The 24,900-nt window shown below is 36.0% G+C and carries 20 protein-coding genes and 1 pseudogene; 14 read left to right on the forward strand and 7 right to left on the reverse strand.

From position 1 onward, the window contains the following. The first annotated feature begins 2 nt into the window (after window positions 1-2). Together PVA17_RS12560 and PVA17_RS12565 are read left to right on the forward strand one after the other, a co-directional pair. Entirely contained in the window at window positions 3-743 is a 741-nt protein-coding gene (locus tag PVA17_RS12560) for a class I SAM-dependent DNA methyltransferase (RefSeq protein WP_274067871.1), read from the forward strand. Between the two features lie 417 nt (window positions 744-1,160). Further along, entirely contained in the window at window positions 1,161-2,336 is a 1,176-nt protein-coding gene (locus PVA17_RS12565) for a DUF4085 family protein (RefSeq protein WP_274067872.1), read from the forward strand. A gap of 176 nt (window positions 2,337-2,512) precedes the next feature. Here PVA17_RS12565 and PVA17_RS12570 read toward each other — a convergent pair whose 3' ends face one another. Next, on the reverse strand, window positions 2,513-5,098 hold the full coding sequence (locus PVA17_RS12570; protein WP_274067873.1) for a polynucleotide kinase-phosphatase: 2,586 nt from the start codon (window positions 5,096-5,098) through the stop codon (window positions 2,513-2,515). Then, window positions 5,095-6,390: a methyltransferase domain-containing protein gene (locus PVA17_RS12575; protein WP_274067874.1), complete on the reverse strand. Its 1,296-nt coding sequence runs from the start codon at window positions 6,388-6,390 to the stop codon at window positions 5,095-5,097. Before PVA17_RS12575 ends, PVA17_RS12570 begins: the two co-directional genes overlap by 4 nt. Before the next feature lie 290 nt (window positions 6,391-6,680). Here PVA17_RS12575 and PVA17_RS12580 point away from each other — a divergent pair, with 290 nt between their 5' ends. From PVA17_RS12580 to PVA17_RS12590, 3 genes are all read left to right on the forward strand, one after another. Next, window positions 6,681-7,328 carry a helix-hairpin-helix domain-containing protein gene (locus PVA17_RS12580; RefSeq protein WP_274067875.1) on the forward strand — a complete coding sequence of 216 codons (648 nt, stop codon included), beginning with the start codon at window positions 6,681-6,683 and terminating at the stop codon, window positions 7,326-7,328. A gap of 102 nt (window positions 7,329-7,430) precedes the next feature. After that, window positions 7,431-8,000, forward strand: a complete 570-nt coding sequence (locus PVA17_RS12585; protein WP_132356903.1) for a ComE operon protein 2 — start codon at window positions 7,431-7,433, stop codon at window positions 7,998-8,000. A gap of 341 nt (window positions 8,001-8,341) precedes the next feature. Continuing rightward, entirely contained in the window at window positions 8,342-10,288 is a 1,947-nt protein-coding gene (locus PVA17_RS12590; RefSeq protein WP_274067876.1) for a DNA internalization-related competence protein ComEC/Rec2, read from the forward strand. A gap of 33 nt (window positions 10,289-10,321) precedes the next feature. Here the strand turns inward: PVA17_RS12590 and PVA17_RS12595 are convergent, their stop codons facing one another. After that, window positions 10,322-10,459, reverse strand: coding sequence for a YqzM family protein (locus PVA17_RS12595; RefSeq protein WP_132356901.1), 138 nt, complete (start codon window positions 10,457-10,459; stop codon window positions 10,322-10,324). A gap of 165 nt (window positions 10,460-10,624) precedes the next feature. Between PVA17_RS12595 and holA the strand changes: the two genes are divergently transcribed. After that, a complete protein-coding gene (gene holA, locus PVA17_RS12600; protein WP_248716617.1) occupies window positions 10,625-11,635 on the forward strand; it encodes a DNA polymerase III subunit delta in 1,011 nt (336 codons plus the stop codon). A gap of 118 nt (window positions 11,636-11,753) precedes the next feature. On the opposite strand, the gene rpsT is transcribed toward holA, so the two are convergent. Then, the gene (rpsT, locus tag PVA17_RS12605) at window positions 11,754-12,002 is read right to left on the reverse strand and encodes a 30S ribosomal protein S20 (RefSeq protein WP_132356899.1); all 249 of its coding nucleotides are present in this window, start codon (window positions 12,000-12,002) and stop codon (window positions 11,754-11,756) included. Window positions 12,003-12,164: 162 nt separating this feature from the next. On the opposite strand from rpsT, the gene gpr reads away from it, so the two are divergent. From gpr to lepA, 4 genes are all read left to right on the forward strand, one after another. Continuing rightward, complete coding sequence (gene gpr / locus PVA17_RS12610) at window positions 12,165-13,181, forward strand: GPR endopeptidase (RefSeq protein ID WP_274067877.1); 1,017 nt, start codon at window positions 12,165-12,167, stop codon at window positions 13,179-13,181. 58 nt (window positions 13,182-13,239) lie between these two features. Beyond that, a complete protein-coding gene (gene spoIIP, locus PVA17_RS12615) occupies window positions 13,240-14,142 on the forward strand; it encodes a stage II sporulation protein P (protein WP_483308021.1) in 903 nt (300 codons plus the stop codon). Between the two features lie 521 nt (window positions 14,143-14,663). Next, window positions 14,664-16,550 carry an acyltransferase family protein gene (locus PVA17_RS12620; protein WP_274067879.1) on the forward strand — a complete coding sequence of 629 codons (1,887 nt, stop codon included), beginning with the start codon at window positions 14,664-14,666 and terminating at the stop codon, window positions 16,548-16,550. Between the two features lie 423 nt (window positions 16,551-16,973). After that, window positions 16,974-18,800 carry a translation elongation factor 4 gene (gene lepA / locus PVA17_RS12625; RefSeq protein WP_132356895.1) on the forward strand — a complete coding sequence of 609 codons (1,827 nt, stop codon included), beginning with the start codon at window positions 16,974-16,976 and terminating at the stop codon, window positions 18,798-18,800. A 160-nt stretch (window positions 18,801-18,960) separates the two neighbouring features. On the opposite strand, the gene PVA17_RS25360 is transcribed toward lepA, so the two are convergent. Both PVA17_RS25360 and PVA17_RS12630 read right to left on the reverse strand, forming a co-directional pair. Next, a complete protein-coding gene (locus tag PVA17_RS25360) occupies window positions 18,961-19,245 on the reverse strand; it encodes a tyrosine-type recombinase/integrase (RefSeq protein ID WP_369128049.1) in 285 nt (94 codons plus the stop codon). Window positions 19,246-19,505: 260 nt separating this feature from the next. Further along, window positions 19,506-19,652, reverse strand: coding sequence for a YjcZ family sporulation protein (locus tag PVA17_RS12630; protein WP_132356888.1), 147 nt, complete (start codon window positions 19,650-19,652; stop codon window positions 19,506-19,508). 528 nt (window positions 19,653-20,180) lie between these two features. Here PVA17_RS12630 and PVA17_RS12635 point away from each other — a divergent pair. From PVA17_RS12635 to PVA17_RS12645, 3 genes are all read left to right on the forward strand, one after another. Continuing rightward, window positions 20,181-20,465 (forward strand): hypothetical protein, encoded by a 285-nt coding sequence (locus PVA17_RS12635; protein WP_132356887.1) that lies wholly within the window; start codon window positions 20,181-20,183, stop codon window positions 20,463-20,465. A gap of 527 nt (window positions 20,466-20,992) precedes the next feature. Then, window positions 20,993-21,550, forward strand: coding sequence for a GNAT family N-acetyltransferase (locus PVA17_RS12640; RefSeq protein ID WP_132356886.1), 558 nt, complete (start codon window positions 20,993-20,995; stop codon window positions 21,548-21,550). A gap of 175 nt (window positions 21,551-21,725) precedes the next feature. Continuing rightward, complete coding sequence (locus tag PVA17_RS12645; protein WP_274067880.1) at window positions 21,726-21,956, forward strand: hypothetical protein; 231 nt, start codon at window positions 21,726-21,728, stop codon at window positions 21,954-21,956. A gap of 61 nt (window positions 21,957-22,017) precedes the next feature. Here the strand turns inward: PVA17_RS12645 and PVA17_RS12650 are convergent, their stop codons facing one another. After that, window positions 22,018-22,611 (reverse strand): hypothetical protein, encoded by a 594-nt coding sequence (locus tag PVA17_RS12650; protein WP_274067881.1) that lies wholly within the window; start codon window positions 22,609-22,611, stop codon window positions 22,018-22,020. Window positions 22,612-24,378: 1,767 nt separating this feature from the next. Here PVA17_RS12650 and PVA17_RS12655 point away from each other — a divergent pair. Further along, window positions 24,379-24,900: pseudogene (locus PVA17_RS12655) on the forward strand (DUF7852 domain-containing protein); the annotation flags it as partial.

The raw sequence follows: 24,900 nt of genomic DNA on the forward strand, positions 1-24,900 counted from the left end.
GTGTGACTAGTTACGAACGATTTGCACACGTGTATGATGAGCTGCAAACCGATATCCCATACAATCTTTATGTGGATTGGGTTTTGCAGCATGCACCGAGCAGTCAATTCCCAAATCTTTTAGATATCGGCTGTGGTACAGGTGTGCTTGGCCTGCTGTTTGCGCAGGCAGGCTACAAGGTGAGTGGAATTGACTTGTCTGAAAATATGCTCTCAATTGCCGCAGAGCGCTTTGCTGATGCAGGATTACATGTTCCTCTCTATTGTCTGTCGATGGATGAATTAGAGGGCTTTGAGGCGCTTGACGTTGTAACGATAGCTATTGATTCGTTGAATTATGTAGTGGAAGAAAAAGCGGTTTATTCAACATTAGAACGTATTTATGGTGCTTTACGAGATGGAGGCCAGCTGTTTTTTGACGTACATTCATTATTTAAAATGAATGATATATTTTTAGACGGACCGTTTACGTATGACGATGGTGATATTAGCTATGTGTGGCATACGGAACCAGGCGATTTCGAACATTCCGTTGTCCACCAAATGACGTTTTATGTGCGTGATGCTGTGAGTGATCTGTATGAACGCTTCGACGAGGAGCATAGCCAACGCACATTCTCAATTGAGCAATATATGGCGTGGCTTCAGGAAATTGGCTTTAACCATGTAGAAGTAACAGCAGATTTTACAGATGAAAGCCCTGAATATGAAAGTGAACGTATTTTTATCCGTGCGGTAAAATAGTAAAACAGCTTGCTGGTACAAACCAGCGAGCTGTTTTTGCTTTTCATTGCCGAAGATCACTTAAATCTTCAATAGGAATTAATTCCACACTTTCGGGCAAATTTAAAAGCTTCTTTTGTTGGATAAAAGCTTTTTCATCTATATAATTGTCATTCCACCAAATATCTGTTATTTTCGGAGGCACATAGTTATAATTATTTACATTACCCTTTACCTCTCCTTGCCCATCTACCAGTTCTTCTCCATATATGCAAATTTGATGTGCAGATAACTGCTAAACCTGCACAACCAACTAATATCAATAGCATAATTGAAATTATGACGAAAAGTATTTTATTATCAAATGAATCCCCTTAACTAAAATCAATGACTATTTTTTTCAAAAAAGTGTCTACCCAATTAAAAGGAGCTGAAATTATGTGGCATTTAACAATGCAAGTTAAAAAAGCATATGAAAATGCGATGAGACTATTTATTTACGAATCAGAGGAGGCGTGGACAGATTACCTTGCCTATGCAAAGGAAAATGATATTGATCCATATAAGGAAAAGAAGCAAGAGTTAGATGTAATACGTGATAGTTTAATGAGCTATTTACCACTGCGATTCCATACATATATTTTAGATAGTACGTTGAATACACCAAATGTTCCTAAACATGTACGTGAAGATTTTTTACGATGGAGAAATGAACAGGAGCAGCTATTTGAAAATATTCTCGATGCGGCATATGAGGAAAAGCAGAAAACGTTAGCTTATATGAAATCAAAGGCAAGAGAGGTCTTTGAGCAAAGTCTTCATGATGCAAAAGTAGTTAGTATTCGCCGTACGGCTACTCAAGTTGTACTAACACTTGATATGGCAGGAGGCTTTACTGCAAAATCAATCATTTATTTAACGTTTAACAATATTAAAAGTGAGTTAGGTCAAGTAGTTCCAAAGCAGTTTTATATTTATGATGAGCTCAGAAAAACAGCTAATGGTTTTGCACTTCGCGTTATTTTGGATTGCCCAGAGGTAGAGTGGACGATTGAAGCAGAGGAGCTAGACGCTGAATTTTATTATCGTCCAAAAACATATAGTGACTTTGCTGAAAGTGGTAATTTTGCTGCATATGTTCAAACATTACAGCTAGAGAACGGCTTAATCTTTATTACGCCGCAATGTAAAAAGCAAGTGGTTGGGCTTCAGCACCATGCACCGTTTTTAATTTTTGAAGATAGTCATTTAAATGAAAATGAACATGGAGTTTTTGTAGATTCAATACGTGTGGCAGACAAGTTAGAAGATTGTATTCATTTTTTACATACAGATACATATGAAGATCCGTATGCCCACTTTAGTGAGCCAATACCAATACAGGACTTGGAAGAAGCGGCTCTTGGTACAGATTTAGAGTTAAAGGTTCGCGCTTGGAATACGATGTACGCCAATCCAGTACAGCTCACGGAGAAGATTAATCAAATATTAATGCAGATGAATCCCGCTCAAGGGGGGGATATGATGCAATATGTATTTATCCGCCATTTTTACAATGAGGGAATTTTAACGGCTGAGCTACAAGCGAAATTTAATGACATCTTAACAGAATAACGCTTGTAGAAAATAATGAAGAAAAGTGCCACACTGTCCAATAGGCAGTGTGGCACTTTTATGACCATAAAAATATTAGTGACGGATAGAACGTCAGAAAAAGAGTTCTTCACCAAAATGTTTCCAGAAAGCAACACATTGTGTTCACCTCCACATTAAGATGAGTGGCAACCTTACTAAAGTCTAGGGTCGACAGGATCACTTTCGAGTGCTAATGTCCCGAGTACACATTCATGAATACGAGCAGTCGATTCCCCTTTAACAAAACGTTCTATTCCTTCTAGTCCGAGCGCGAATTCACGCAATGCATGCTTCATTTTCTTACTTGGATTACGTTCCTTCAGTTTCATTAAATGTGAAGGCTCTAAATAGTCCATACCATAAATAATTCGTAAATACTCACGACCACGTACTTTAATTGCGGGCTGAATGAGCTTACCATTATATTTTGTGACAAATATTTCAGGTTTAATAACAATACCTTCATGACCAGCAGCAGTCATTTCCTCCCACCAAGTAATGATCTCTTGTTCAGAAGCTTCATCCGTAATGACTTTAAACTCTGTTTCAATAAATAATGTTGAATTTTTGGCAAATAGTCGATTCATTTCCATATGCCATATATGCGGTTTATGGAAAAACGTTTCCGAACTATGTGCTAATACATGGAAGGGCGCAATTTGAATAGCTGAAGCATCTTGGACATCCCAGCAATAATTTTGGTAAACAGTTGAAAATCGTTGTGCATTTTCAAGTAACCCTTTATACTCCTGAAGCCATTCTGAAACATCGATTTGTACTGTGTCACGTAGTTTCTCCATAAGCTTTGTGCGGTCCATTAGAGCTTGCTCAGCTACATGTGCATACTGTTGATCGATTAGTTGTTGCGCTTTTAAGTTCCAAGGTAAAATTTCTGCATCGAGTAGTACGAAATTTGTATTAAAATGTTCGAAATAATTTTTCTCTATTAATTCTGTATGAAGTTGTTGCAAAATTTTTTGTTCCGTCTCTTTATCGAAAAACCGTCTTCCTGCTCTAGTTGTAATGATACCAAGTGTTTCTGTATCAACGTATTCCTTTGCAATAAGCGCATCTTTAAACAGTAAAAGAACAGCGCGACTGCCCATATGTTTTTTCTCGACAATCATTGTCTGGACACCGTGCTTTTTATAATAGGCAAATGCCTCAGAAGGGTGTTCCAACGTATCTGCTAACGAAGATGTTTGTGGTGTTGGGCTCATCGTAGGTGGAATATAAACTAGCTGTTCTAACGGCAGTGCATAATGAGAAACACTGTCGATGGCTGCCTTTGCATGAGCACCGCCTATTTGTACATTGTTAAAGTAGGCAGTTTCCACTGTGAATCCTTCTAAAAATGCCCCGATGTTTGGTGGTGCAAAACGTTGCGCTTTTGCCTCAAGTAGAGGATTTCGTTCGATACCGGCATAGTTTTTATACGCCTTCACAAACTCAATTGTCTTTTCAGGGTAGCGAAAAGCAGTTAGCTGACCCCCAAAAACAACACCTTGATCAATATTCAACGTATTATTTTGCTTTAACGGATTAATTTTAGGATCATGCCCCCAAATAATAAGCTGTGATGTTTGATGCTCTATAAACCAATCATTACGAATAGGTTTCCCAGATTTATCTTGCCCCTGAACATCACCGTAACGACAGAAATCAGAAATCCTTGTCGATTGTTTGCCTATATAACGGTCACGGATACCTGCGTGTGTAACAACAGCTGAAGAAATGCCATTATTCACTAGCAAATAGTGAGAGGGAGCAGCAAGTAAACATTTTGCGAGACGAGCTTTTAAGGCATTTGTTTTCTCCGCTCCGTAATCTTCTTCATAAGCATTAAATTCAGCTTCAACTAGTTCATCCCCATGATGTAATGTTACTTTGCGTCCATCTAACCAACGAGCTATTTTCCAGCCATGATTACTGTCAGTCATATAGGCAAGTCCACGCTCTATATGGCGATCAAAGAAGTCCATCGTTGCAATTGATTTTGGTCCTCGGCTCATAATATCTCCAACTGAAACAAAGCGTCGACCTTGTGGATGAATATAGTAACCTTCCTCATTTTCTTCGTAGCCTAGCTTACCAAGTAATTCGATAAATTCATTAAAGCAGGCATGAATATCACCAATAATATCAAGCCCAGCTTCTACATTTAACAGTAGCGGTGACTTTTGTCTTGATAATGTTAGTCCATCTGTGTCTGTCACAATATAGGTTTTTGTAAACGACTCTTTTTTAATAAATCGTTTTTCTGCTTTTAATAAACGTGCCTGCTGTTTAATACGTTTACTACCTCTTGGGTCTTTACGCAAAGTATCTCGATGTAACAATTCATCAAGAGGAATGTCCAATACAATTGCACTAACCGGAACATGTAGTTTTTTTCCAAGTGAAATATATTTTTGACGTTCCTCTGATTGTAAATGTGTAGCATCAACAAAGGTACATTTATTTAATGAGCTTCTAGCCTCTAATACGCGTTCCATAACTGCAAAGGCTTGTGCTGAAATAGCTAAATATTCATCATACAATAAATCCGCTTCTTCCTTCGAATGATGTTGAAAATCGATATAATCTGTATCTGAAACAAGTGTCCGATAAGCATCAGAGCTAATAATTTCAGAAGGAGCAAGCATACCTGTATTAACCCATTGTTGTAAAAGAGTAGATTTTCCACTATTGGATGGACCGATTAGCAGAACAATCCCTGCATGTGGAATCTTGATGTTCATACATTCTCCTCCTTTTTCGTATAAATGCACATTTGGGTTGGTTGTCCGTAAATATCATGTTGATCGCCGATGCCAGTAAATGAAAGCTCATATTGTTCGTTGTGATTCATCGCATGACACCACTCTTGAAATTGTTGGCGTGTCCATTCAAATCGGTGATCATCATGACGCATTTCATCCAATTTGTAAATAGCATTGTATTCGGCATTTGGTGTTGTCACAATTAATGTCTGAGGACTATATTGAGTTAAAATCAACTCCATTATTTTAGGTAATCGTTCTTCATTAATATGTTCAATGACTTCACATAAAACAATGACGTCTTTATGTTCTAATCGAGCATCGTAATAAAATAGCGAGCCCCATGTAGGTTTTGGGGTTACAAATGCATCCTCTAAGCCTTCAAAACGCTTGATTGCTTTTTTCATTGCAGCTTCACTTGGTTCAACCGCAAGCAACTCGTCAATTCCTTTAACGTAGGCAAGTAAACTTGAAAGCTTTCCTTCACCAGAACCAAAATCAACAATTGATGATTTTCGAGGTAGATTATTAATGGTTTCAACAATTTTTTCGTAGCGTAATGTATTGAGTGACCGCGTTCCATTTTGTGGTGCTGTGTTTCCATTATATAAATGGGAGAAGCGTAGAGCTTTTTTAAAAATAAATTCTTTCATTGGATGTGTATCTAACCAGCCTTCTCCGTATCGTTTAAGCTTATCAACTTCCAACTCATCGATAAAGTAGTGCTTATAATCATCTAAAACGGGGATCAGTACAAAGAGATGCTGTAGTGCTTGTTGTAGCGTAATGTCCGCAGATAATGTAAGAAAACGTGCGCGATGGTCGTTACTCAAAGCTTCAATGTTTACAGTATATCCAAGAGGCTGAAACAATTCATGTATAGCTTCATTTGTCATAGCTGAAGCGATTGGACCGAATTCAAATGAAAATGAAAATGCTTGAGCTACAAATTCAATATATTGTTCTTTTGGTTTACCATTTAACGCAGTACCTAAAGCAGAACGGATAAGGGATAAAAAAATACTACTAGCGGCGAATTCACGGTCATTAATATAATGTGTAATATCAAGTGCATTGTCATTTTGAACAAGTGCGAGTGCATTTGGTGTAACAAATATTGTCACAACAAGACTTGTTTCAGAAAGCTCGTGATAAACAAGTCGAACTAAATGATCCTTTACGCGCCGTTCATATAAATTATTCGGATTTTTTGATAGTAAGTAGGAGATAGCTTTTACATTTTCTCCCTTTGCCTGTATTGTTAGCTGCATATTATTCCTCCATTCAGTACGCAAAGGCATAATGTGTCTTTTTTATTGTGGTTCATCACTAAAAGTGATAGATGACATTTTTTTAATATATGTGCTGTAAATTAGTCGTTTTGGTGGTGACCTTTATGATTCCAATAATAACATGATTTCACAATATTATGTCAGTGTCATAATAAGCAAAGGGCAGGTGCCTTCGTTTTTGATAATTTATCTTTTCAACGCAAGAAGGATATTGTAAGATGAAATAGACTCCATATGATTACCTTTTGCAAAGGAAAGGATGTTATTAGATGATCCAATCTTTTTGGCAAAAGTACAAGAAAAGTATGTTGCTCCCCGGCATACTAGTAATCAGTGGATTTTGTTACTTCTTTTTTTCGAAATCTGACTCTTCACCTCCCCAAGAAGAGCTCATCGAAACAATCCAACCTATTGAACAACATGAAATAAAAGAATCTATTGATGAAGCGGTCATACAACAGGTATTTGTTGATATAAAGGGTGCTATTATGTATCCAGGTGTCTATGAGCTACAGACTGACCAGCGAATTATAGATGCAGTACAGCTTGCAGGAGGCTATACGGAGAATGCTGATACGCTACTCATTAATCATGCACAAAAAGTTGAGGATGAGATGGTTATTTACATTCCTTTAAAGGGTGAACAGCCTAACGATATTACTTCTAATATGTTGACGATGTCTACTAGCGGAGCAGCACAAGGTGACAACGGTGTAAAAGATCAAAAAGTGAATTTAAATAAAGCAGATGAAGCTGCACTTTCGACATTATCAGGTATTGGTCCATCAAAGGCGAAAAGCATTATTTCGTATCGTGAGGAGCATGGTGGCTTTACAACAATTGAGGACTTAAAAAAAGTGAGTGGTATTGGCGAAAAAACGTTTGAGAGACTGAAGGATTTTATTACCGTTAAGTAATGACAGGAAATTTTGGGATATTGACGTTTCTTTTCAAAAAGGGCTACACTATAGTATAAAAAGAGCAAAACGAACAGCTTTTAAATTTATGGAGGTAGTCATATGGAGCGAATTACTTGGGATCAATTTTTTATGGCGCAAAGCCATTTACTTGCATTACGTAGTACATGTACAAGGCTTGCAGTAGGAGCAACTGTCGTTAGAGATAAACGAATTATAGCAGGTGGTTATAACGGTTCAATTACAGGTGATGAACATTGTATTGAAAAAGGCTGCTATGTTGTGGAAAACCATTGTGTGCGTACAGTGCATGCCGAGATGAATGCACTGCTACAATGTGCTAAATATGGTACGCCTACAAAAGGTGCAGACTTATATGTTACGCATTTCCCGTGTCTACCATGTACGAAATCTATTATTCAAGCAGGTATTGAACGAGTGTATTACGCTACTGATTATAAAAATAACCCTTATGCACAAGAACTATTTGTAAAAGCAGGTGTAGAGGTTGTACACGTTCCGTTTGATGAACGTAAAATTGACTTTTTAAGCGACGAAAAATTAGCCTTGTACATAGACATGCTAAACGAGCTTCGTGAGAGTGGTATGCCTGCAGAAAAATTGCTCCCTTATGAACAGAAGGTGAGTGCATTATTTGGCAAAAAGCTTTAAAGCATAAATGGATTTACGTAGCACTAGCTGTACTTGTTGCTTCAATAGCGGCACACAAGTCAGCTTGGCTACTCACTATTCTTTTACTTTTTGCGTTATGGCTTAAATGGAAAGGTGAAAGGCATTTAATTTCAGCGCTTGTTATAGCCTTTGGATTTCTTTCTTATTTCTTCATCGTAACATTTCAACTGACGGAATCTTCCCCTCTACCGTCAACATTCTCCATAACTTGGTCGAGTGAATATAAAATAAATGGTCAAAAGCTTAGAGGCTTTGTTAAAACTGAAACAGGTGAGAAGCTGTATGTCGTCTATACATTTTCATCAGAAGAAGAGAAAAGCTTGTTTGAGATTATTTCATTGACAGGCAGGACCTATCTAGTTCAAGGAGTACTTGTAGCACCACTTCCACCTGCGCACGCGTATGCGTTTTCTATGGAAAACTATTTAATTAGTAAAGGTGCCGGAGGAATATTTGAAGTGTCAAGATGGACCTTTATTGAAGAGAAAAAATCTATACGTTCGTTTCTTGCTAAACAGAGACACTTTATGAAAAAACATATTGAAACAACATTCCCTGATTCACTAGTTGCAGAGGGACAAGCACTTCTAATAGGATTACAAGATCAAGTGGATCATGAGCTTCAAAGAGCCTACCAAAAGCTTGGTATCACTCATATATTTGCTATCTCTGGTTTGCATGTGGCACTTGTCTCATGGTTGTTTTTTGAAGGCCTTCTACGAATAGGCGTACGGAAGGAAATGGCGACCTTAGTTTTACTCATCATCTTACCTATCTATGGGGTGATTGCGGGTGGTGCCCCTTCCGTATGGCGCGCAGTATCTGTTGTAGAATTAATCATGCTGATGCGTTTCGCTAGGTGGCAAATATCGATTGACGATGCCCTAGCAATTAGCTTTCTTTGCTTTGTCCTACTTGAACCCGGTGTCATTTTTCAGATTGGCTTTCAATTGTCCTATTTAGCAACGGTTAGTCTAGTTTATTCAGGTGTCATTTTAAGACGATCTACGAACTGGTTGATTCGTTCATTTTTTATAACATTTGTGTGCCAGCTACTTGTTTATCCATTATTACTCCATCATTTTTATGAAATTTCTATTTCTTCATTTTTAGCAAATATTATTTTCGTACCACTGTTTTCCTTTGTTATTTTGCCCTTCAATATTGCCATGTTTATAATAACGATTATATCGATGCCGGTAGCAAGAGCTTTGTTTGCTGGATACGAGCCGGTCCGTGTTTGGCTTACAAAGTTTATTTTATCTCTTCAGGAATTGCCGTTTCAGCTATGGTCGCCTGGGAAGCCTGCTATATGGCTTATTTGCATTGCGTTGTTCAGCGTTTTAGTGGGATTCTATTTTTTAGAGAAAAAACATTATCGTAAATTTGTAATTGCCATTTTTATTCCTGCATTGTGTATTCATTTATCACCGATGTTGTTTAACGAAACGAAGCTGACATTTTTAAATGTTGGTCAAGGTGATTGTACAGTTATAGAATTACCGTTTAGAAGGGCTGTGTATGTTATTGATTCAGGCGGTTTACTACGCTTTGATCAGGAAGAATGGAAGACTTCAGAAAGCCCATATGAGGTTGGGAGACAAGTTGTTGTACCGTTTTTGAAAGGAAAAGGGATACGAGACATTGATATTTTTATCGCCACTCATGCAGATGCCGATCACGTAGAGGGAGCTGAAGAGATTTTGCAAGAGATTACTATGCATGAAATTCATCTCACTCCCGGTTCGATGGATAAGCCTGTCATGCGGGATTTACTGATGGAAGCCAAAAAGCAAAAAGTTCCTGTGAAAGAACAAATGCAGGGAGCTGCGTGGCGTATAGGAAAAACTAGTTTTTATTATTTATGGCCGCGTGACACCTTGTATGAGGGGAATGATGATTCAATTGTATTATATATGCAGCAGGGGTCATTTCGAGCGTTGTTAACAGGTGATTTAGAGGAACATGGGGAACAGGAGCTTATTCATCTTTATAACAAGCAATTAGCGAATATGACAGTGTTGAAGGCTGGACACCATGGCAGTAAAACATCGAGTATTGAGCCTTTTGTAGAGCTGCTACGACCTGAATTAACCATTTTCAGCGCGGGGCTCAATAACCGCTATCGTCATCCACATGCTGAGATAGTGGAGCGTTTTACAAGTCGAAATTTAGCTACTTTAACAACTGGAATAGATGGGACGATTGAAGTAAGAATTCGTGGCAATAGTTGGTCTGTGCAAAAGGGAAAAGACCTTGTCCAATGAGCAAGGTCTTTTTCCTAAGTACATGATATTCAATTATTTAGAGGCTACTTCTACTACTATCGCGATGATAAACATAAGTGCGAACATTCCGAAAGATACACCGAAGCCAACTCCTGAATCAGTTGCATCGTTACGGCGACATTGTATGTTTTTTCCTTCAAATGGATTCATTGTTATCCCTCCAATTCTGTTATTTATTATAAGACATCGTTTTCATAAAAGCTATATCGAAACGGAGAATTTACCATGTGGCAAAGAATCGACACAATTCAGTCAAAGTCACAAAGGAATTTCAAATCATGTATACTAGTAGTATTGCTAGATGGAGGGAAAATTATGATTTCAACGATTTGGAATAATATCAAAAAAGGAGAGCTCTCACCAGTGTATTTACTCGTTGGTGAGGAAGGCTATTTTATAGATGAAACAGTTAAACGATTGAAAGAAGCGATAGGACCCGAAGAAGAGATAGAGATGTCAACATTTGATTTGGAAGAAACGCCAGTGGATGCCGTTATGGATGAAGCTGATACAATTCCTTTTTTCTCTGAGCGAAAGCTGATCATTGCTAAAAACGCATCCTTTTTAAAGGCAACTGAAAAAGGAAAAGAAAAAATTGACCATGATATGAAGCGCTTAGAAACATGGCTTGCTAATCCTTCTGATTTTTCCGTAACAGTTTTTATCGCACCTTATGAAAAATTGGATGAACGTAAAAAAGTGACAAAGATGATGAAGGAGCATGCGTTATTAGTCCAAGCCGAAACGCCAAAAGAGCAGGACTTAGCTGTGTGGATACAGAGTAGAGTTAAAGCAGAGGGCAACAGCATTACACAAAATGCGATTGAGCAGCTTGTCGCAATGGTTGGATCGAATATGCTACAGTTGCAAATGGAAATTGAAAAGCTAACCCTTTATATCGGAGATGGCGGTGAGATAACTGCTACGCTAGTCGAGGATTTAGTGGCAAAAACGTTAGAGCAGGATGCCTTTAAAATGTTAAATGCTTATTTTGCAAACGATTCAGTAGGGGCATTGTCTATTTACCATGATTTATTACGTCAAAAGCAAGAGCCTATTATGCTTGTTGGTTTGCTAGCATCAAATGTACGTACGATGTCCAATGTGTTTTATTTATTAAAAAAAGGCTATCACCCACAGCAAATCGCAAAAAATTTAAAAATACATCCTTATCGGGTTAAGTTGATGGTTGAGCAGCGTAATCGTCCATCAGAGGAAAGCTTATTGAAGGCGTTATATCAGTTAGCAGAGGTCGATTTACAACTGAAATCAACAGGAGGCAATCGTGAGCGTTATTTAGAACTCTTTTTACTACGTCAGCTTTAAGAATTGTGTAGTAAAATACATCTATTGATGGGCTGTCCGGAGCACTAGGGGCAGCTTTTTCCTTGAAAATTAAAAAGATCAGCTACTCTTAATTGAGTAAACTGATCTTTTATAACAATTACGCTTTTTTAGCAAGGCGAGACTTTTTACGAGCCGCCGCGTTTTTGTGGATAAGTCCTTTTGAAGCTGCTTTATCTAAAGATTTGTAAGCTGCTTGTAAAAGTTCTTGTGCGTTTTCAGCTTTAGTAGCAACAGCGTTCTCAGCTTTTTTCACTGTAGTACGCATTGCAGATTTAGCTTGAGTGTTAGCAGCGTTAGCTTTTTCGTTAACTTTTACGCGTTTAATCGCAGATTTAATGTTTGGCATATGTTTCACCTCCTAAAATAGGTACGAGATGATATCTTCTCATTGATTTCTTGTGTCAATACAACAAAAATCATTTTAACAAACGCTAGGACAAATTGCAATAGATAAATGCAAAGAATATTTACTTGACAGTTTGAACAAACTACAGTTGAGGTGAACTGTATGCAAAATTATAATTGGCAACGCACAGATTTGATCGATGAGTCTGAAGAGGTTGTTTTACATCGAACGAAAGAGCAAAAAGATAAACTTAAAGAGTCGAGTGGTATTCAAATTGAAGAACAGAGTGCCGGTCGGGTAAAAATTACTGATGTGCTCGTTGATCCAGAAGGTGAGAAGCAAATTGGGAAGAAGAAAGGGAAGTACATTACGCTTTCTGTTCCTACTTTGACGTTAGAAGATCAGGATGGCTTTGAGCAGCTTGAAAAAGAATTGCTTGTGAATTTTAAAAAAATGCATGAATCCATGTCATGGAAAGAAGATGACAAAATTTTAATTATTGGTTTAGGGAATCGGACAATTACACCAGATGCTATAGGACCGTATCTTATTGATCATTTGCATAGTTTAGATGTAATAGATGAAAAATTCGTCATGTATGCGCCTGGTGTAACGGGGCAAACAGGATACGAGACTGGTGAATTTGTAGCTGCATTGGCAGAGCGTCTTAAACCAAAATTAATTATTGTTGTAGACGCACTTGCAACGAGAGCTAGTGATCGCTTATGTAAAACCATTCAATTAACGGATACAGGGATACACCCTGGATCAGGCGTAGGAAATCACCGTAAGGAAATTTCATATGAGATGCTTGGCATTCCTGTTACCGCAATTGGTATCCCAACAGTAGTTGATGCACCTGTATTAATTGCGGATGCTGTAGAAGTAATGCTACGTTCTATAGCTGCACGAGTGGCAGAGCGGAGTAAGCCTTCATCAAAATTGTCGTTGTCGTCTTGGCAACCTGATATAACTAAAGAACTAGATATGTCTTTAGTACAGCCGATTTTTGGCGAATGGGCTACATGGTCTAAAGAAGAGCGTCAGCAATTATTTGCTGAGACTTTCGCAGGCTCGCATACACAGCTGATGGTTACGCCAAAGGAAGCTGATTATTGGGTAGATAAGTATGCAAAACTCGTGTCATCTATGCTTATGAAATGGGCTAATAATCTATAATTTTTTTCGTTCTAAAAGACACATCCCCTCCATACGATAAGGGGAGGAGGGTGTGACTTTGCTAAAAAAACTACAGTGGTCATTTGGTTTATTATTGTTCTTCTTCGTATTACCTGTCATTGCTGGGCAACTTCCGTTCAACAAGCAAGCATCGACTCCGATTAAAGAACCAGAGGATAAACAAGTCGTGTATGCCGCTACTAATTTAGCTGAACAAAGTGCACTGGAGCAGACAAAAGAGGAAACAAAAGAGGAAACAAAAGAAGCAACAAAAGAAGCTTCAAAAGATCAAACACAAGCTCAAACACAAGATCAAACAAAAAACCCATTTAAAGTATTGTTATTATTTACGCATTCACAAGAATCATATCAACCAATAGTGAAAGCTGCTAGCGGGAAAGCCGCCGTTTATGATGAAAAAACGAATATTTATCAATTAAAAGATACTATTTCTAAGCATTTTAGTACGAATGGAATACAAACCGACGTTTTAGATGTGGATGTTATGAAGGAACTAAAACTTAAGGGGAAAACTTTTCCGTACTCTTACAACTTTGTACGGCCTTATTTAGCAAAACGTTTAGAAGAGCAATCGTACGATTTAGTTATTGATTTGCATCGAGATTCTGCCAAGAGAGATGCGACAACTTTAACATATAACAATGAGTCCTATGCACGGATTGCGATTGTTATTGGTGCAGAGCATAAGAATTATAGATGGAATACTGCTTATGCAGAAAGTCTATCTGCTGCCATGAATGGAATTGTGCCAAAAATTTCTAGAGGTGTTATATCAAAAAGTGGTGACAATGTAGATGGACGTTATAATCAAGATTTAACAAAAGAAATGATATTAATCGAACTAGGTGGAATTGATAATACAGAAGTAGAATTGAATCGTACGATTGCTGTAATAGGAAAAGCTATATCAAAATCCTTCATTACAGGAAAACAAGAATAAAAATTTGGAATTGGCGAAAAGCGGCTTTTTTACAGTCTTCTTTTTGCCAATTTTTTATTGAGACGTTGCACTTAATGACATTTTGGACAAAGTAGATTTTTTAGCAAAAATACCAGGAATTTATTTAAGAAAAAATAGTAATTAAACCTTTTCATTATTCATTTCTTGCCTTATAATTTTCGAGTCAGCACATAAAGATTTGACGATGAGTTATAAAAGTGAAGAAGCATATGCAATAGGCGAAATACGCTTTTAAAGCATCTACCATTTTGGAGATGCTTTTTTGATGGATAAAATATGAATAAGATTAACCTTCATTTTAAAAGAATGAAGGACAACTATACATATGAAGTTAATTTAATATTGTTTATGTGATAAAAAAAGTAAACTTTTATAAATACTCACCCGTCATTTATATAAGTGAATGCACCGAATCAGTAGTTAAAAGGGGACGATATTGACTTAATATTAATTTTCACACTATAAATTTGTAGATTATCGGAAGAAGAGGAAGGAATTTTATGTCAGGCAAGACAGTCAATCATCGTTATATCCCTGGAATAGATGGGATTCGAGCTTTAGCAGTACTAGCTGTGATAGCTTATCATTTTAACTTCAAATGGGCCAGTGGAGGGTTCCTAGGAGTTGATATCTTTTTTGTTTTATCGGGTTACTTAATAACTTCTACTATTTTACCTTTAAAAGGAAATCGATTAAAAGTAGGGCTAGGTGAATTTTGGATTGGACGATTTCGACGCCTACTACCTGCTGCGTATGTAATGATTATAACTTCATTCGCTTGGGCTACCTTATTTCATAAGGAACTTCTCCATACATTGCGCGGAGATGCAATATCCTCTATTTTTTATTCAAGTAATTGGTGGTTCATTTTTCATAAGCTCTCGTATTTTGATAGTTTTGGATCCCCTTCACCTATAAAAAATTTATGGTCTTTAGCAATTGAAGAACAATTTTATCTTATTTGGCCAATTCTGTTAATGCTAGGACTTTATCTTGTGAAAAAACAGAGTAAATTAGCCATTTTTATCTTTAGCGGTGCATTATGTTCGGCTGTGTTAATGGGTATACTGTATGAGCCAGGAGCTGATCCTAGTCGTATATATTACGGGACAGATACACGTTCCTTTGAATTGCTTATAGGCTGCTGGCTAGCTCTCGTTTGGCCGATGAAAAGACTATCTTCTCAAAAACTATCTACTGACCATGTCAATAAACTAAATGCTATAAGTTTGGTTACTTTTAGTATTTTCATATTAAGTATTATTTTTGTAAATGAATATCAAACTTTCTTATATAGAGGAGGCATGTTCCTATTTTGTTTGAATGCAGCTATATTAATAGCGTGTGTTTGTCATCCAATTAGCATTTTAGGAAAATTACTTTCTTTGAAGCCTCTACGTTGGATCGGTTCAAGATCTTATGGAATTTATCTATGGCATTATCCAATTATGGTGTTGGGTACTCCAGTTCACGAAATAGGTAATCCTGCATACTGGCGAGTTGCTTTACAGCTAGTACTTATTTTGATTATTGCAGAAATATCGTATCGTTTTATTGAAATGCCAATAAGGAAAGAAGGGTTCCGTTCCTATTATCGACAATATCTTGTAGTGAATAAAGATAAATGGGGCAGCTTTTCGTTTACTAGAAAAATTTCTACTGTGCTTGTTTCTCTATTTCTTCTAGTATTTTTTACTGGAATGACAGGCGTTATAGGAAAAGAACAAACGGAATCTAAAGAATCTAAGCCAACAGAAATTAAAATAAATGGTGAAGAACAACCGTCTAAGCATAATGATGAAAAAGAAACATCGGAAAGTAATTCATCGAATGTTGAGCATGAAAAAACTGAAACTAGCCTTCAAGCGGACAAAGAAGAACCAAAGCAAGGAGAAAATGATGCAACCGCTAATTCAAATGAATCCTATAATGGTATATTAGCTATTGGAGATTCTTTAATGATAGATATTGCTACTAGCTTACATAATATCTATCCTAACATTACAATTGATGCAAAAATTGGTCGTCAAGTTTCACAAGCTGTCCAACTGGCACCAAATTATGCTAGTTTTAATGAGCCAAATAAAGCGGTTATTATTCAACTTGGCACAAATGGTTTCTTTACGAATGATCAGATCGATTCACTACTTAACGCTTTCTCCAATGCCGATATTTATTTAGTAAATACTCGAGTACCTCGCTCATGGGAAAGTAATGTAAACTCTACATTACAACAAAAAGCGCAAGAGCATGATAATATTACATTGATTGATTGGCATTCGGTTGCTATCAACCACCCGGAATATTTTGCGCCAGACGGTGTGCATTTAGAACAAAAAGGTGTTAAAACGTTAACAAACCTTATTCAACAAACAATAAATATTTAACTTCTTTCAGCGGGTGTCCAAACATCTGTACCTGTTGCTATGCTTTAAGTATAAAAGTATCCGCTGAAATAGAGGAACTCAGCCTAGGACGCCATGTCCTGTGGCAATTTATCTGTAGCAAAAGCAAAGCGTCAGCGGCAATGTTTCTGCGCGAAAGCGAAGCGTCAGCGGCAATTATGCCGAGGTCAAATTGATTTTAGTAATAGCCAGTGTGCACCATTTCTAGGTGTAGCTGGCTATTTTTTATGAAAGGTATCGGAAATTATTTTTAGCAACTTATTATCTATTTTGCATTGTTTTGCAGAGGAAACGGCACACTATTTAGAATAACCATTGATTTAACAGCATTTATGCTGTTCTGTTGTTGTGGTTTGTATAAGGTTCATAGTATAATTCATTATAGTTTAATTAGGAGTGGAAAAGATGAACCGAGAAGCACGTTTAAAAAGACAAGAGAATATACGAAATTTCTCTATTATTGCACATATTGACCACGGGAAATCAACGCTTGCTGACCGTATTTTAGAGCAAACGAAATCACTAACATCTCGTGAAATGAAAGCACAGCTACTCGACTCAATGGATTTAGAGCGTGAGCGAGGCATTACGATTAAATTAAATGCAGTCCAATTAAAGTATGAAGCTAAAGATGGTGAAGTGTATACTTTCCATTTAATCGACACACCAGGACACGTCGATTTCACATATGAAGTATCACGTAGTTTAGCTGCTTGTGAGGGTGCAATTTTAGTTGTCGATGCAGCACAAGGTATTGAAGCACAAACACTAGCAAATGTATACTTAGCGCTTGATAACGACCTAGAAATTTTACCTGTTATCAATAAAATTGATTTACCAGCAGCGGATCCAGAACGTGTACGTCAAGAAGTTGAAGACGTAATCGGGTTAGATGCTTCTGAAGCGGTTTTAGCTTCTGCTAAAGCTGGTATCGGGATTGAAGATATTTTAGAACAAATTGTAGAGAAAGTGCCTGCACCAACTGGTGACCCGGATGCACCGTTACAAGCCCTTATTTTTGACTCTGTTTACGATGCTTACAAAGGTGTTATTATTTCCATTCGAATCATGAATGGTACAGTAAAACCTGGCGATAAAATTCGTATGATGGCTACTGGAGCAGAATTTGAAGTTATTGAAGTTGGTATACACACACCGAAAGTTGTACCACAAGCTGAATTAACTGTCGGTGACGTAGGTTATTTAACAGCTTCTATTAAAAATGTAGGTGATACTCGTGTGGGGGATACAGTTACATTTGCGAGTCGCCCAGCAGATAAGCCATTAGCAGGATATCGTCGTTTAAATCCAATGGTTTACTGCGGATTATATCCAATCGATACAGCGAAATATAATGACTTACGTGAAGCGTTAGAAAAATTAGAACTTAATGACTCTGCACTTCAATATGAGCCAGAGACATCACAAGCATTAGGATTTGGTTTCCGCTGTGGCTTCTTAGGGCTTTTACACATGGAAATCATCCAAGAGCGTATTGAGCGTGAGTTTAACATCGATCTAATCACAACAGCGCCTTCTGTAATTTACAATGTTCAAATGACGGATGGCTCTACAGTGAAGGTTGACAACCCTTCATTTATGCCGGATCCTCAAAAAATTGATCATGTGGAAGAACCATATGTAAAAGCTACAATTATGGTACCAAACGATTATGTAGGAGCTGTTATGGAGCTTTGTCAATTAAAGCGCGGTAATTTTATGACAATGGATTATATTGATACAACACGTGTCAGCATTATTTATGAAATGCCGTTATCAGAAATCGTTTATGACTTCTTTGATTATTTAAAATCAAATACGAAGGGCTATGCTTCATTTGACTATGAACTCATTGGTTATCAGACTTCAAAACTAGTGAAGATGGATATCTTATTAAATGGTGAGCAAGTCGATGCACTAAGCTTCATCGTACACCGTGACTTTGCATACGAGCGCGGTAAAGTCATCGTTGAAAAATTAAAAGAATTAATCCCACGTCAACAATTTGAAGTGCCAATTCAAGCAGCAGTGGGCCAAAAAATTGTGGCACGCTCAACAATTAAAGCTATGCGTAAAAACGTATTAGCGAAATGTTACGGTGGGGATATTTCTCGTAAACGAAAACTTCTTGATAAACAAAAAGAAGGTAAAAAACGTATGAAACAAGTAGGTTCAGTCGAAGTACCACAAGAAGCATTCATGGCTGTTCTGAAGATGGATGATTCGAAATAATATAGTAATGGTAAGGGTTTATGGCGTATTTAGTTAATTTATGAAAGGGTTAAATGATGGGGCTCCCCACCAATTCCCCACCATAAAAAAATACGTTAGCAATTTTTATATATCTTGAGCGAATGAATCAAAGATGTTTGCGGCATCTCTGGCCATTTTCTCAGTGAGGTGGACATAGCGATCTTCTGTTACGGCAGGCAGCTCTGCTATGTCCTAATCTTTTTTGTACAGTTTTAACGGGTGGGCCATTTTCAATTAAAGTTGTTGCGTATGTGTGACGCAAGGAATGATAGTTAAAACTAATGTTTAATTTTTCACTAATTTTTTTAGTATTATATTTGATGGCACTTGGCGTACAATATGTTCGCCATTTCTTTTTACATACATAATCATGTTCTGTATCCTGTTTATAAAACTCACCGTATGCAATGCAACAGGTTGCTATCCCAAAATGAAAAAAAGAGCCATCTCCTTAAAAAGAAATGGCTAAAAAGTAATCATTGGATGAATACATTGAATTGTCAAGCAAACGTTTAACATTACTATAACTATGTTGAAATTATAGTTTTGAATAGTTGAAAACCTAGAAATTTAATAAAAAAAGCCGCAGCGTGATCAGACGCTACAGTAAACTAATGAACAATATGTATAAAGAAGCTATAAAAGGGTCACCAGGCTGGCATGGAGACCCTTAAATTGGAAATGTTAATATCCAGTATTCAAGAAAGTAGCGCCGACAATAATTAGAAGTATAAATAGAACAACAATTAAGGCAAATGCAGAACCACTACCATATCCGCCACCAGAGTTGCCGCAATTAATGCCACCAACATTTCCACCATAGTATCCCATAAGACACACCTCCTTTCTATAATATAGAATATGTTGGCTGCATTGAAGGAGTATGGTTGTTAGACTATTCAGCTATGGGCATTAAAAAATATATTTTTTTGAGATAAGACCATAAAAAAAGGGCCACTTGGGATGGAGTGACCCTTAGTTGAAAGGATAGGATGTGTAAGGCTAAATTAGCTTTACCTTACTATTATTATGATGTGATAGCTATGTTTGTATAGTGAAATGCCTGTGAAATAGATTTAAAAATAAAAGTACAGTTTTAAATAAATATAAAACAAGGTAGGTGCTGCACATGCCTACGACATCGCAGTGAAATACAGAAATGGCACACATCAATTGTGGAGGGCATATGAGCAAACTATCAAGACACGATATACAAAAACTTGAAGATTACTGGATTAATACAAGCATGAGAGGCTACTAAATTGGTAGTCTCCTTTTATATCAAAATTAATTATATTACAGACAGTCATTTCCATTTACATTATAATTGGTAGAACAAAAATGAAAGGAGGTAATATATTGAAACAACATAAAGAGTTTTATCCAATCATTTTAACTCTAGTTTTGTTCTTAGTTGCATTATTTATTTTCTTTGTATTTTGGTCTCCGAATATAAATTTATGGATTCCAATTTTCTTATATGTTTTGATAGACATTGGGTTTATTGTGTCGTTAATTTTAGGGGTTAAGTCTAAAAATTTAACTGTAAAGGTGTTCAGTATTCTTTCAAATATTACATTTATGATACCGTTATCAATATTTATATACCTGTTACTGTTGGCAAATGGAATTTCTGAACGATAGAGAATCAAAATCAAGGAAGTCGTTATCCAAGTCACGTTAATACAAGCGGGCCTTTTTTTATTCTTTATATTCCTTGTAATGACAATACATTCCATTTAACCTATGATAGATAGGGAGATGGAAGGTGATGATAATGTAAGGAATCAGTAGAGAAGGTTTAACATTATTAAGGGTAAAAGCTTTTTCAAGAGATAATCCAAAAAAAGAGCTAAGTTTAACGACAGATGATCCAGATTATGTTGAAATGCTTGAAAGTCAAGGATATATAAAAATTACGACAATTGAAGTTTCGGATGAACAGAAAGAAAAAGTAAAATTAGAACTAACAGATAATGGTAAACAAATTGATATCATACTTTAATTCGAAAAGTCACATCTAACAAGGTATGGCTTTGCAACTTTATTAGTAATTGTAATAAACTTCATTTTAGTCTTACTTTTATTCCTATTTAAATTAATTTGACCTTCATACAATGTTAAGGTTCATAATGGTATGCGTATCAATTTGAAATAAAAGGAGAGTTATTATGAATATGGAGTTCAATTTTGAAGATTTCCCTAAGTTGGAAACGGAACGCTTTATCCTACGAAAGGGAATAGTTGATGATTCCCAAGATATTTTTATGCTTTATTCTGATGAAAATGTAGTTAAGTATATCCCATTAACATTATTTACTTCAGTAGAAGATGCAATAAATGAAATAAATTGGTATGATAAAATTTTCAAAGAACAGACAGGTTTAAGATGGGTAATCGAAGAAACTAAAACCAAAAAAGTGATTGGAACATGTGGTTATTTGAATTATGAAAATGAACATAACCGAATAGAAATTGGATATGATTTAAAACCTGAATATTGGGGAAAGGGTATTATGCAAGAGGCTTTAAGTAGCATAATCCATTTTGCCTTTACGTCAATGGGAATTAATAAGATCGAGGCAAAAGTAGAACCAGAAAATACATCATCTATAAGATTGTTGAAGAAATTAAATTTTTGTCAAGAAGGTGTTTTAAGACAACATGAATTTGAAAAAGGGAAGTATATTGATCTTGCCATATTATCAATTTTGAAAAGTGAATATTAGAAGGTTTTGAAGAAGTCACGCTCTACATGAGTTGTGGCTTTTTTTTATGCCTTGAAGACTGTATCAAACAGCCATACAAATAATGATGGACTAGTTAACGGGTTTAAAAGTATCTCAAGAACATTAGATACCGAAGAAGACTGGCATGTACTAGTAACCGATAGGGCGGAGTTTGATGAGTCTTGAAGTTATAAGAAAGGATGATTGGATGGATAAAGAAACAATTTTAAAACCATTAGAACGATTAACCACTTTACTATCTAATACCGAATATGAATCAGAAGTATTGGAAATTAAAAAAGAAATAGAATCTATCTTGCTTTTTTCTATCCCTAAGCCCGCAATTTTTATTGTTTCTGTTATTGTATACATGTTATTACTAATCGTTGAATTATGTGATTTATAGGAAATTTTTCTATTATTGCGTATAAAAAAGCTACTCATAACGAGCAGCTTTTACAAAAATTTTATTCTAATCCCATTTGTGTTTTGTTCAATAATTTACCATCTTGAAGAGTGATAGAAATGCTAGATAATGTTTTTTCACCAGTATAGGTATATATTTTGAAATTACCCGATTCAGAAATTAAATCACCCTCACCACTGAGAATTTCAAAAACTTGAGCTTCAGTCATACCATTTTCAAGTTTATTAAATTGGTCAATTGTTATTTTTACATCAGATGAACCCATACCTATTTGAGTTTTATTGATTAATTTATTGCCTTGGAATGTCATATTGGCAGTCGAGAAAGACCCGTCTGTTTCAAATTCATATATAACTGTATGATTTGAATCACCATTTGTTCCTGATTCAGAAATTACTTTTCCTTTTGATCCTACAATATTAAATACTTCTTCAAACGTCATGCCTTCTTTAATTTGCTTAAATTTTTCTTCAGTTAATTTGCCAGATGAAGTTTCCTCTTTAGCAGCAGGTGCAGTTGTCTCTTGTTTTGTAGAATCCACTTTAGACTTTTCATCCTTTGTAGAATCGTTTGAACAACCAGCTAATCCTAAACTTAATACTAATGCTGCACTAAAAATTAGTTTTTTCTTCAATTTAAAATACCCCCTATATTTCCATTGTAGGGAATTAATTGTCGAAAGTACATAAAAAATACAGACAACATATTAGTTATCTGTTACTTAAAACTTGCGTCCATCTACTAAAACGAAATGAGCTTCATATTTTGATCTAATGCGTTCGCGATCTCCTCTAATTCATTTCACTAAAATTATCTCTCTTTAGTTTATTAGAAATATTGGACTGGGAAGTACTTAACTTTTCAACAATTTAATTTTCTTTACCATGCTCATGTCTCTTACACCACATCATTAATAATTGTTAACACTATTAAATTCATAAATTCACTTTTTGCTGAATTGGAAAGTGAGGTGAAAACGATGGCATTTGAATACTTATACAACAACCGACATGGATTCAAATGTTGATGACCACGTGGCAACACACTACTACAATTTCACTGATCAGAGCGTGCCGTCGTTTTAAAACTTGCTAGTCTTCATTGGAATACACGGAGGCTTGTTATGTAAAAGCTGCAACAATTGGAGACCAGTACAAAGACAGTTTACCGTGTTATTTCAAAATTAGTCGAGTTAGGCATCATTGAAAAAACGGCATTAAAGGCGAATAACACTATTAAATACGTCTTAGGTTTTCTTTTGATTGATTTTTAATTCTTCACGAGATACTAGTTGTTTTGAATACATTAAACCTATTAAAGAGGAAGAAGTGAATGAGGTGATGGGAAATAATGGAGCGGAAAAAGGTGGAAACGGTGCACCAACATATCTAATGGTGAACGCACCTTTCAAAAAACAAAAATATGACCGGATAAGCTTATTTTAAGATAACAGTCATGAGCACATGAAAGATTTTTTGTTCAGTAAAAGTATTTTCCATTTATGTATACTATTTATCTAGCTTGTTGGATATATTTCTTAGAATTTCATTTTGTTCCTCCAGTAAGCTAATGAACTTATTTAAAAACCAAATTCCAAAGGTGAATGGAGCAAGAAAAAACAATAATGACATAATTCTTACAAACCTCCTTTTGGTAATTGTACCACAAAAACCAAGAAGTTTAGAAAAAAAGGTGAATCAATCGTGGCAGAAAGATATTACCCATTTGAAATCAGGTATTAAGATGACTCAAAACTTTAAAATATTTGAATTTAAGTGATAGTGCTAAAATGCTAGCTGCTAATAATTGCTAAAAAAGCGATTATGTATTATTTCAGCGGTTATAAGGATGTATTTGTAGACATAGTGAAATCAACTAAAAGAGTTAGTTGACGCTGACTTTGAAAAAAAACATAAAATTTATGATGAGGATAGAAAAAGAAGTATTGGGCAAAGTTATTAGATTTTGTTAACGGATGTTTTGAGAGTAAACTGATTGTATTGGTAAACCAAACTACTGAACGCTATGAAATATAAGATTTGGAGGATCGTTATGAGATTACATTGATTTAAGACTGGGCTTTTGTATGTCCTCCATCTAAAAACCTAAGTGTGGTATAAACACGGTTCTAGCATTTCCGTACACTAAAATCTCTCTTCGTAATATGGCTTCTGCTTTTGACTATTATTTTCTTGAAAAATCCTCAGTCAAAAAAGGTAACTAAACATAAAACTAGATTAACTATGGTGAGTATCTAGCATTTTAATGTACATTCTAAAAAATCCCTTTTTTAAAATAAGAAAAACTAGTATACACGTCTATACATAGAATTAATCGCTACATATTCTAGCAATATAGTGAGCGCTCACTAATACTAAAAAAATGAAAAGAGGGAATTTTTTTGAGTGATCCATTAGATTTTCAAGTTAATCAAGTCGAACCTTGTCCAGTAACATCAACAGAACAAATTCCATTAGGAGGCGGATATTACGCTTACTCCTGCTGCAACTGAAATCAAAAGAGTGAAAAAAAATGTATTCCTAAATCAAGTGAAACTAGTGCCTGTTGCTTTTGCACGTATTGGCACTACTGACTTTTTTGCGGTAACAAGAGCTAAATTATTTGTAGCAGGACATATTCGCAAAAATATAGAATATGCTACAGCAGCATGTAACGCGGCACTCCAAGATAGAATTGCCGATGTTCCGTTTTCAGGTTTTACAGACCTTACGTTCCCACAAACACTTGGAGGCCCAACTCCGATTTTAGGAATTTCTGAGTTTGCCGAAGCGAACTTCCTTAATGAAACTACGCAAATGGATGCTCGATTGGATAAAGCATTCTTCCAAAATCTAGTTAAATACAATGAACAACCATTTGGCGAGTTAGTAGCTGCAAACTTCTTTGAACTTGATTTTTCACC

It is taken from the genome of Lysinibacillus sp. CNPSo 3705 (genome assembly GCF_028674935.1).
Lineage (GTDB): Bacteria > Bacillota > Bacilli > Bacillales_A > Planococcaceae > Lysinibacillus.

Excerpts from the sequence above, each read along its gene's own strand:
- PVA17_RS12565 (WP_274067872.1), top strand. The coding sequence starts at position 1,161 with ATGTGGCATTTAACAATGCAAGTTAAAAAAGCATATGAAAATGCGATG.
- PVA17_RS12570 (WP_274067873.1), bottom strand. The coding sequence starts at position 5,098 with ATGAACATCAAGATTCCACATGCAGGGATTGTTCTGCTAATCGGTCCA.
- PVA17_RS12575 (WP_274067874.1), bottom strand. The coding sequence starts at position 6,390 with ATGCAGCTAACAATACAGGCAAAGGGAGAAAATGTAAAAGCTATCTCC.
- PVA17_RS12580 (WP_274067875.1), top strand. The coding sequence starts at position 6,681 with ATGATCCAATCTTTTTGGCAAAAGTACAAGAAAAGTATGTTGCTCCCC.
- PVA17_RS12585 (WP_132356903.1), top strand. The coding sequence starts at position 7,431 with ATGGAGCGAATTACTTGGGATCAATTTTTTATGGCGCAAAGCCATTTA.
- PVA17_RS12595 (WP_132356901.1), bottom strand. The coding sequence starts at position 10,459 with ATGAATCCATTTGAAGGAAAAAACATACAATGTCGCCGTAACGATGCA.
- holA (WP_248716617.1), top strand. The coding sequence starts at position 10,625 with ATGATTTCAACGATTTGGAATAATATCAAAAAAGGAGAGCTCTCACCA.
- rpsT (WP_132356899.1), bottom strand. The coding sequence starts at position 12,002 with ATGCCAAACATTAAATCTGCGATTAAACGCGTAAAAGTTAACGAAAAA.
- gpr (WP_274067877.1), top strand. The coding sequence starts at position 12,165 with ATGCAAAATTATAATTGGCAACGCACAGATTTGATCGATGAGTCTGAA.
- PVA17_RS12620 (WP_274067879.1), top strand. The coding sequence starts at position 14,664 with ATGTCAGGCAAGACAGTCAATCATCGTTATATCCCTGGAATAGATGGG.
- lepA (WP_132356895.1), top strand. The coding sequence starts at position 16,974 with ATGAACCGAGAAGCACGTTTAAAAAGACAAGAGAATATACGAAATTTC.
- PVA17_RS12630 (WP_132356888.1), bottom strand. The coding sequence starts at position 19,652 with ATGGGATACTATGGTGGAAATGTTGGTGGCATTAATTGCGGCAACTCT.
- PVA17_RS12640 (WP_132356886.1), top strand. The coding sequence starts at position 20,993 with ATGAATATGGAGTTCAATTTTGAAGATTTCCCTAAGTTGGAAACGGAA.
- PVA17_RS12645 (WP_274067880.1), top strand. The coding sequence starts at position 21,726 with ATGAGTCTTGAAGTTATAAGAAAGGATGATTGGATGGATAAAGAAACA.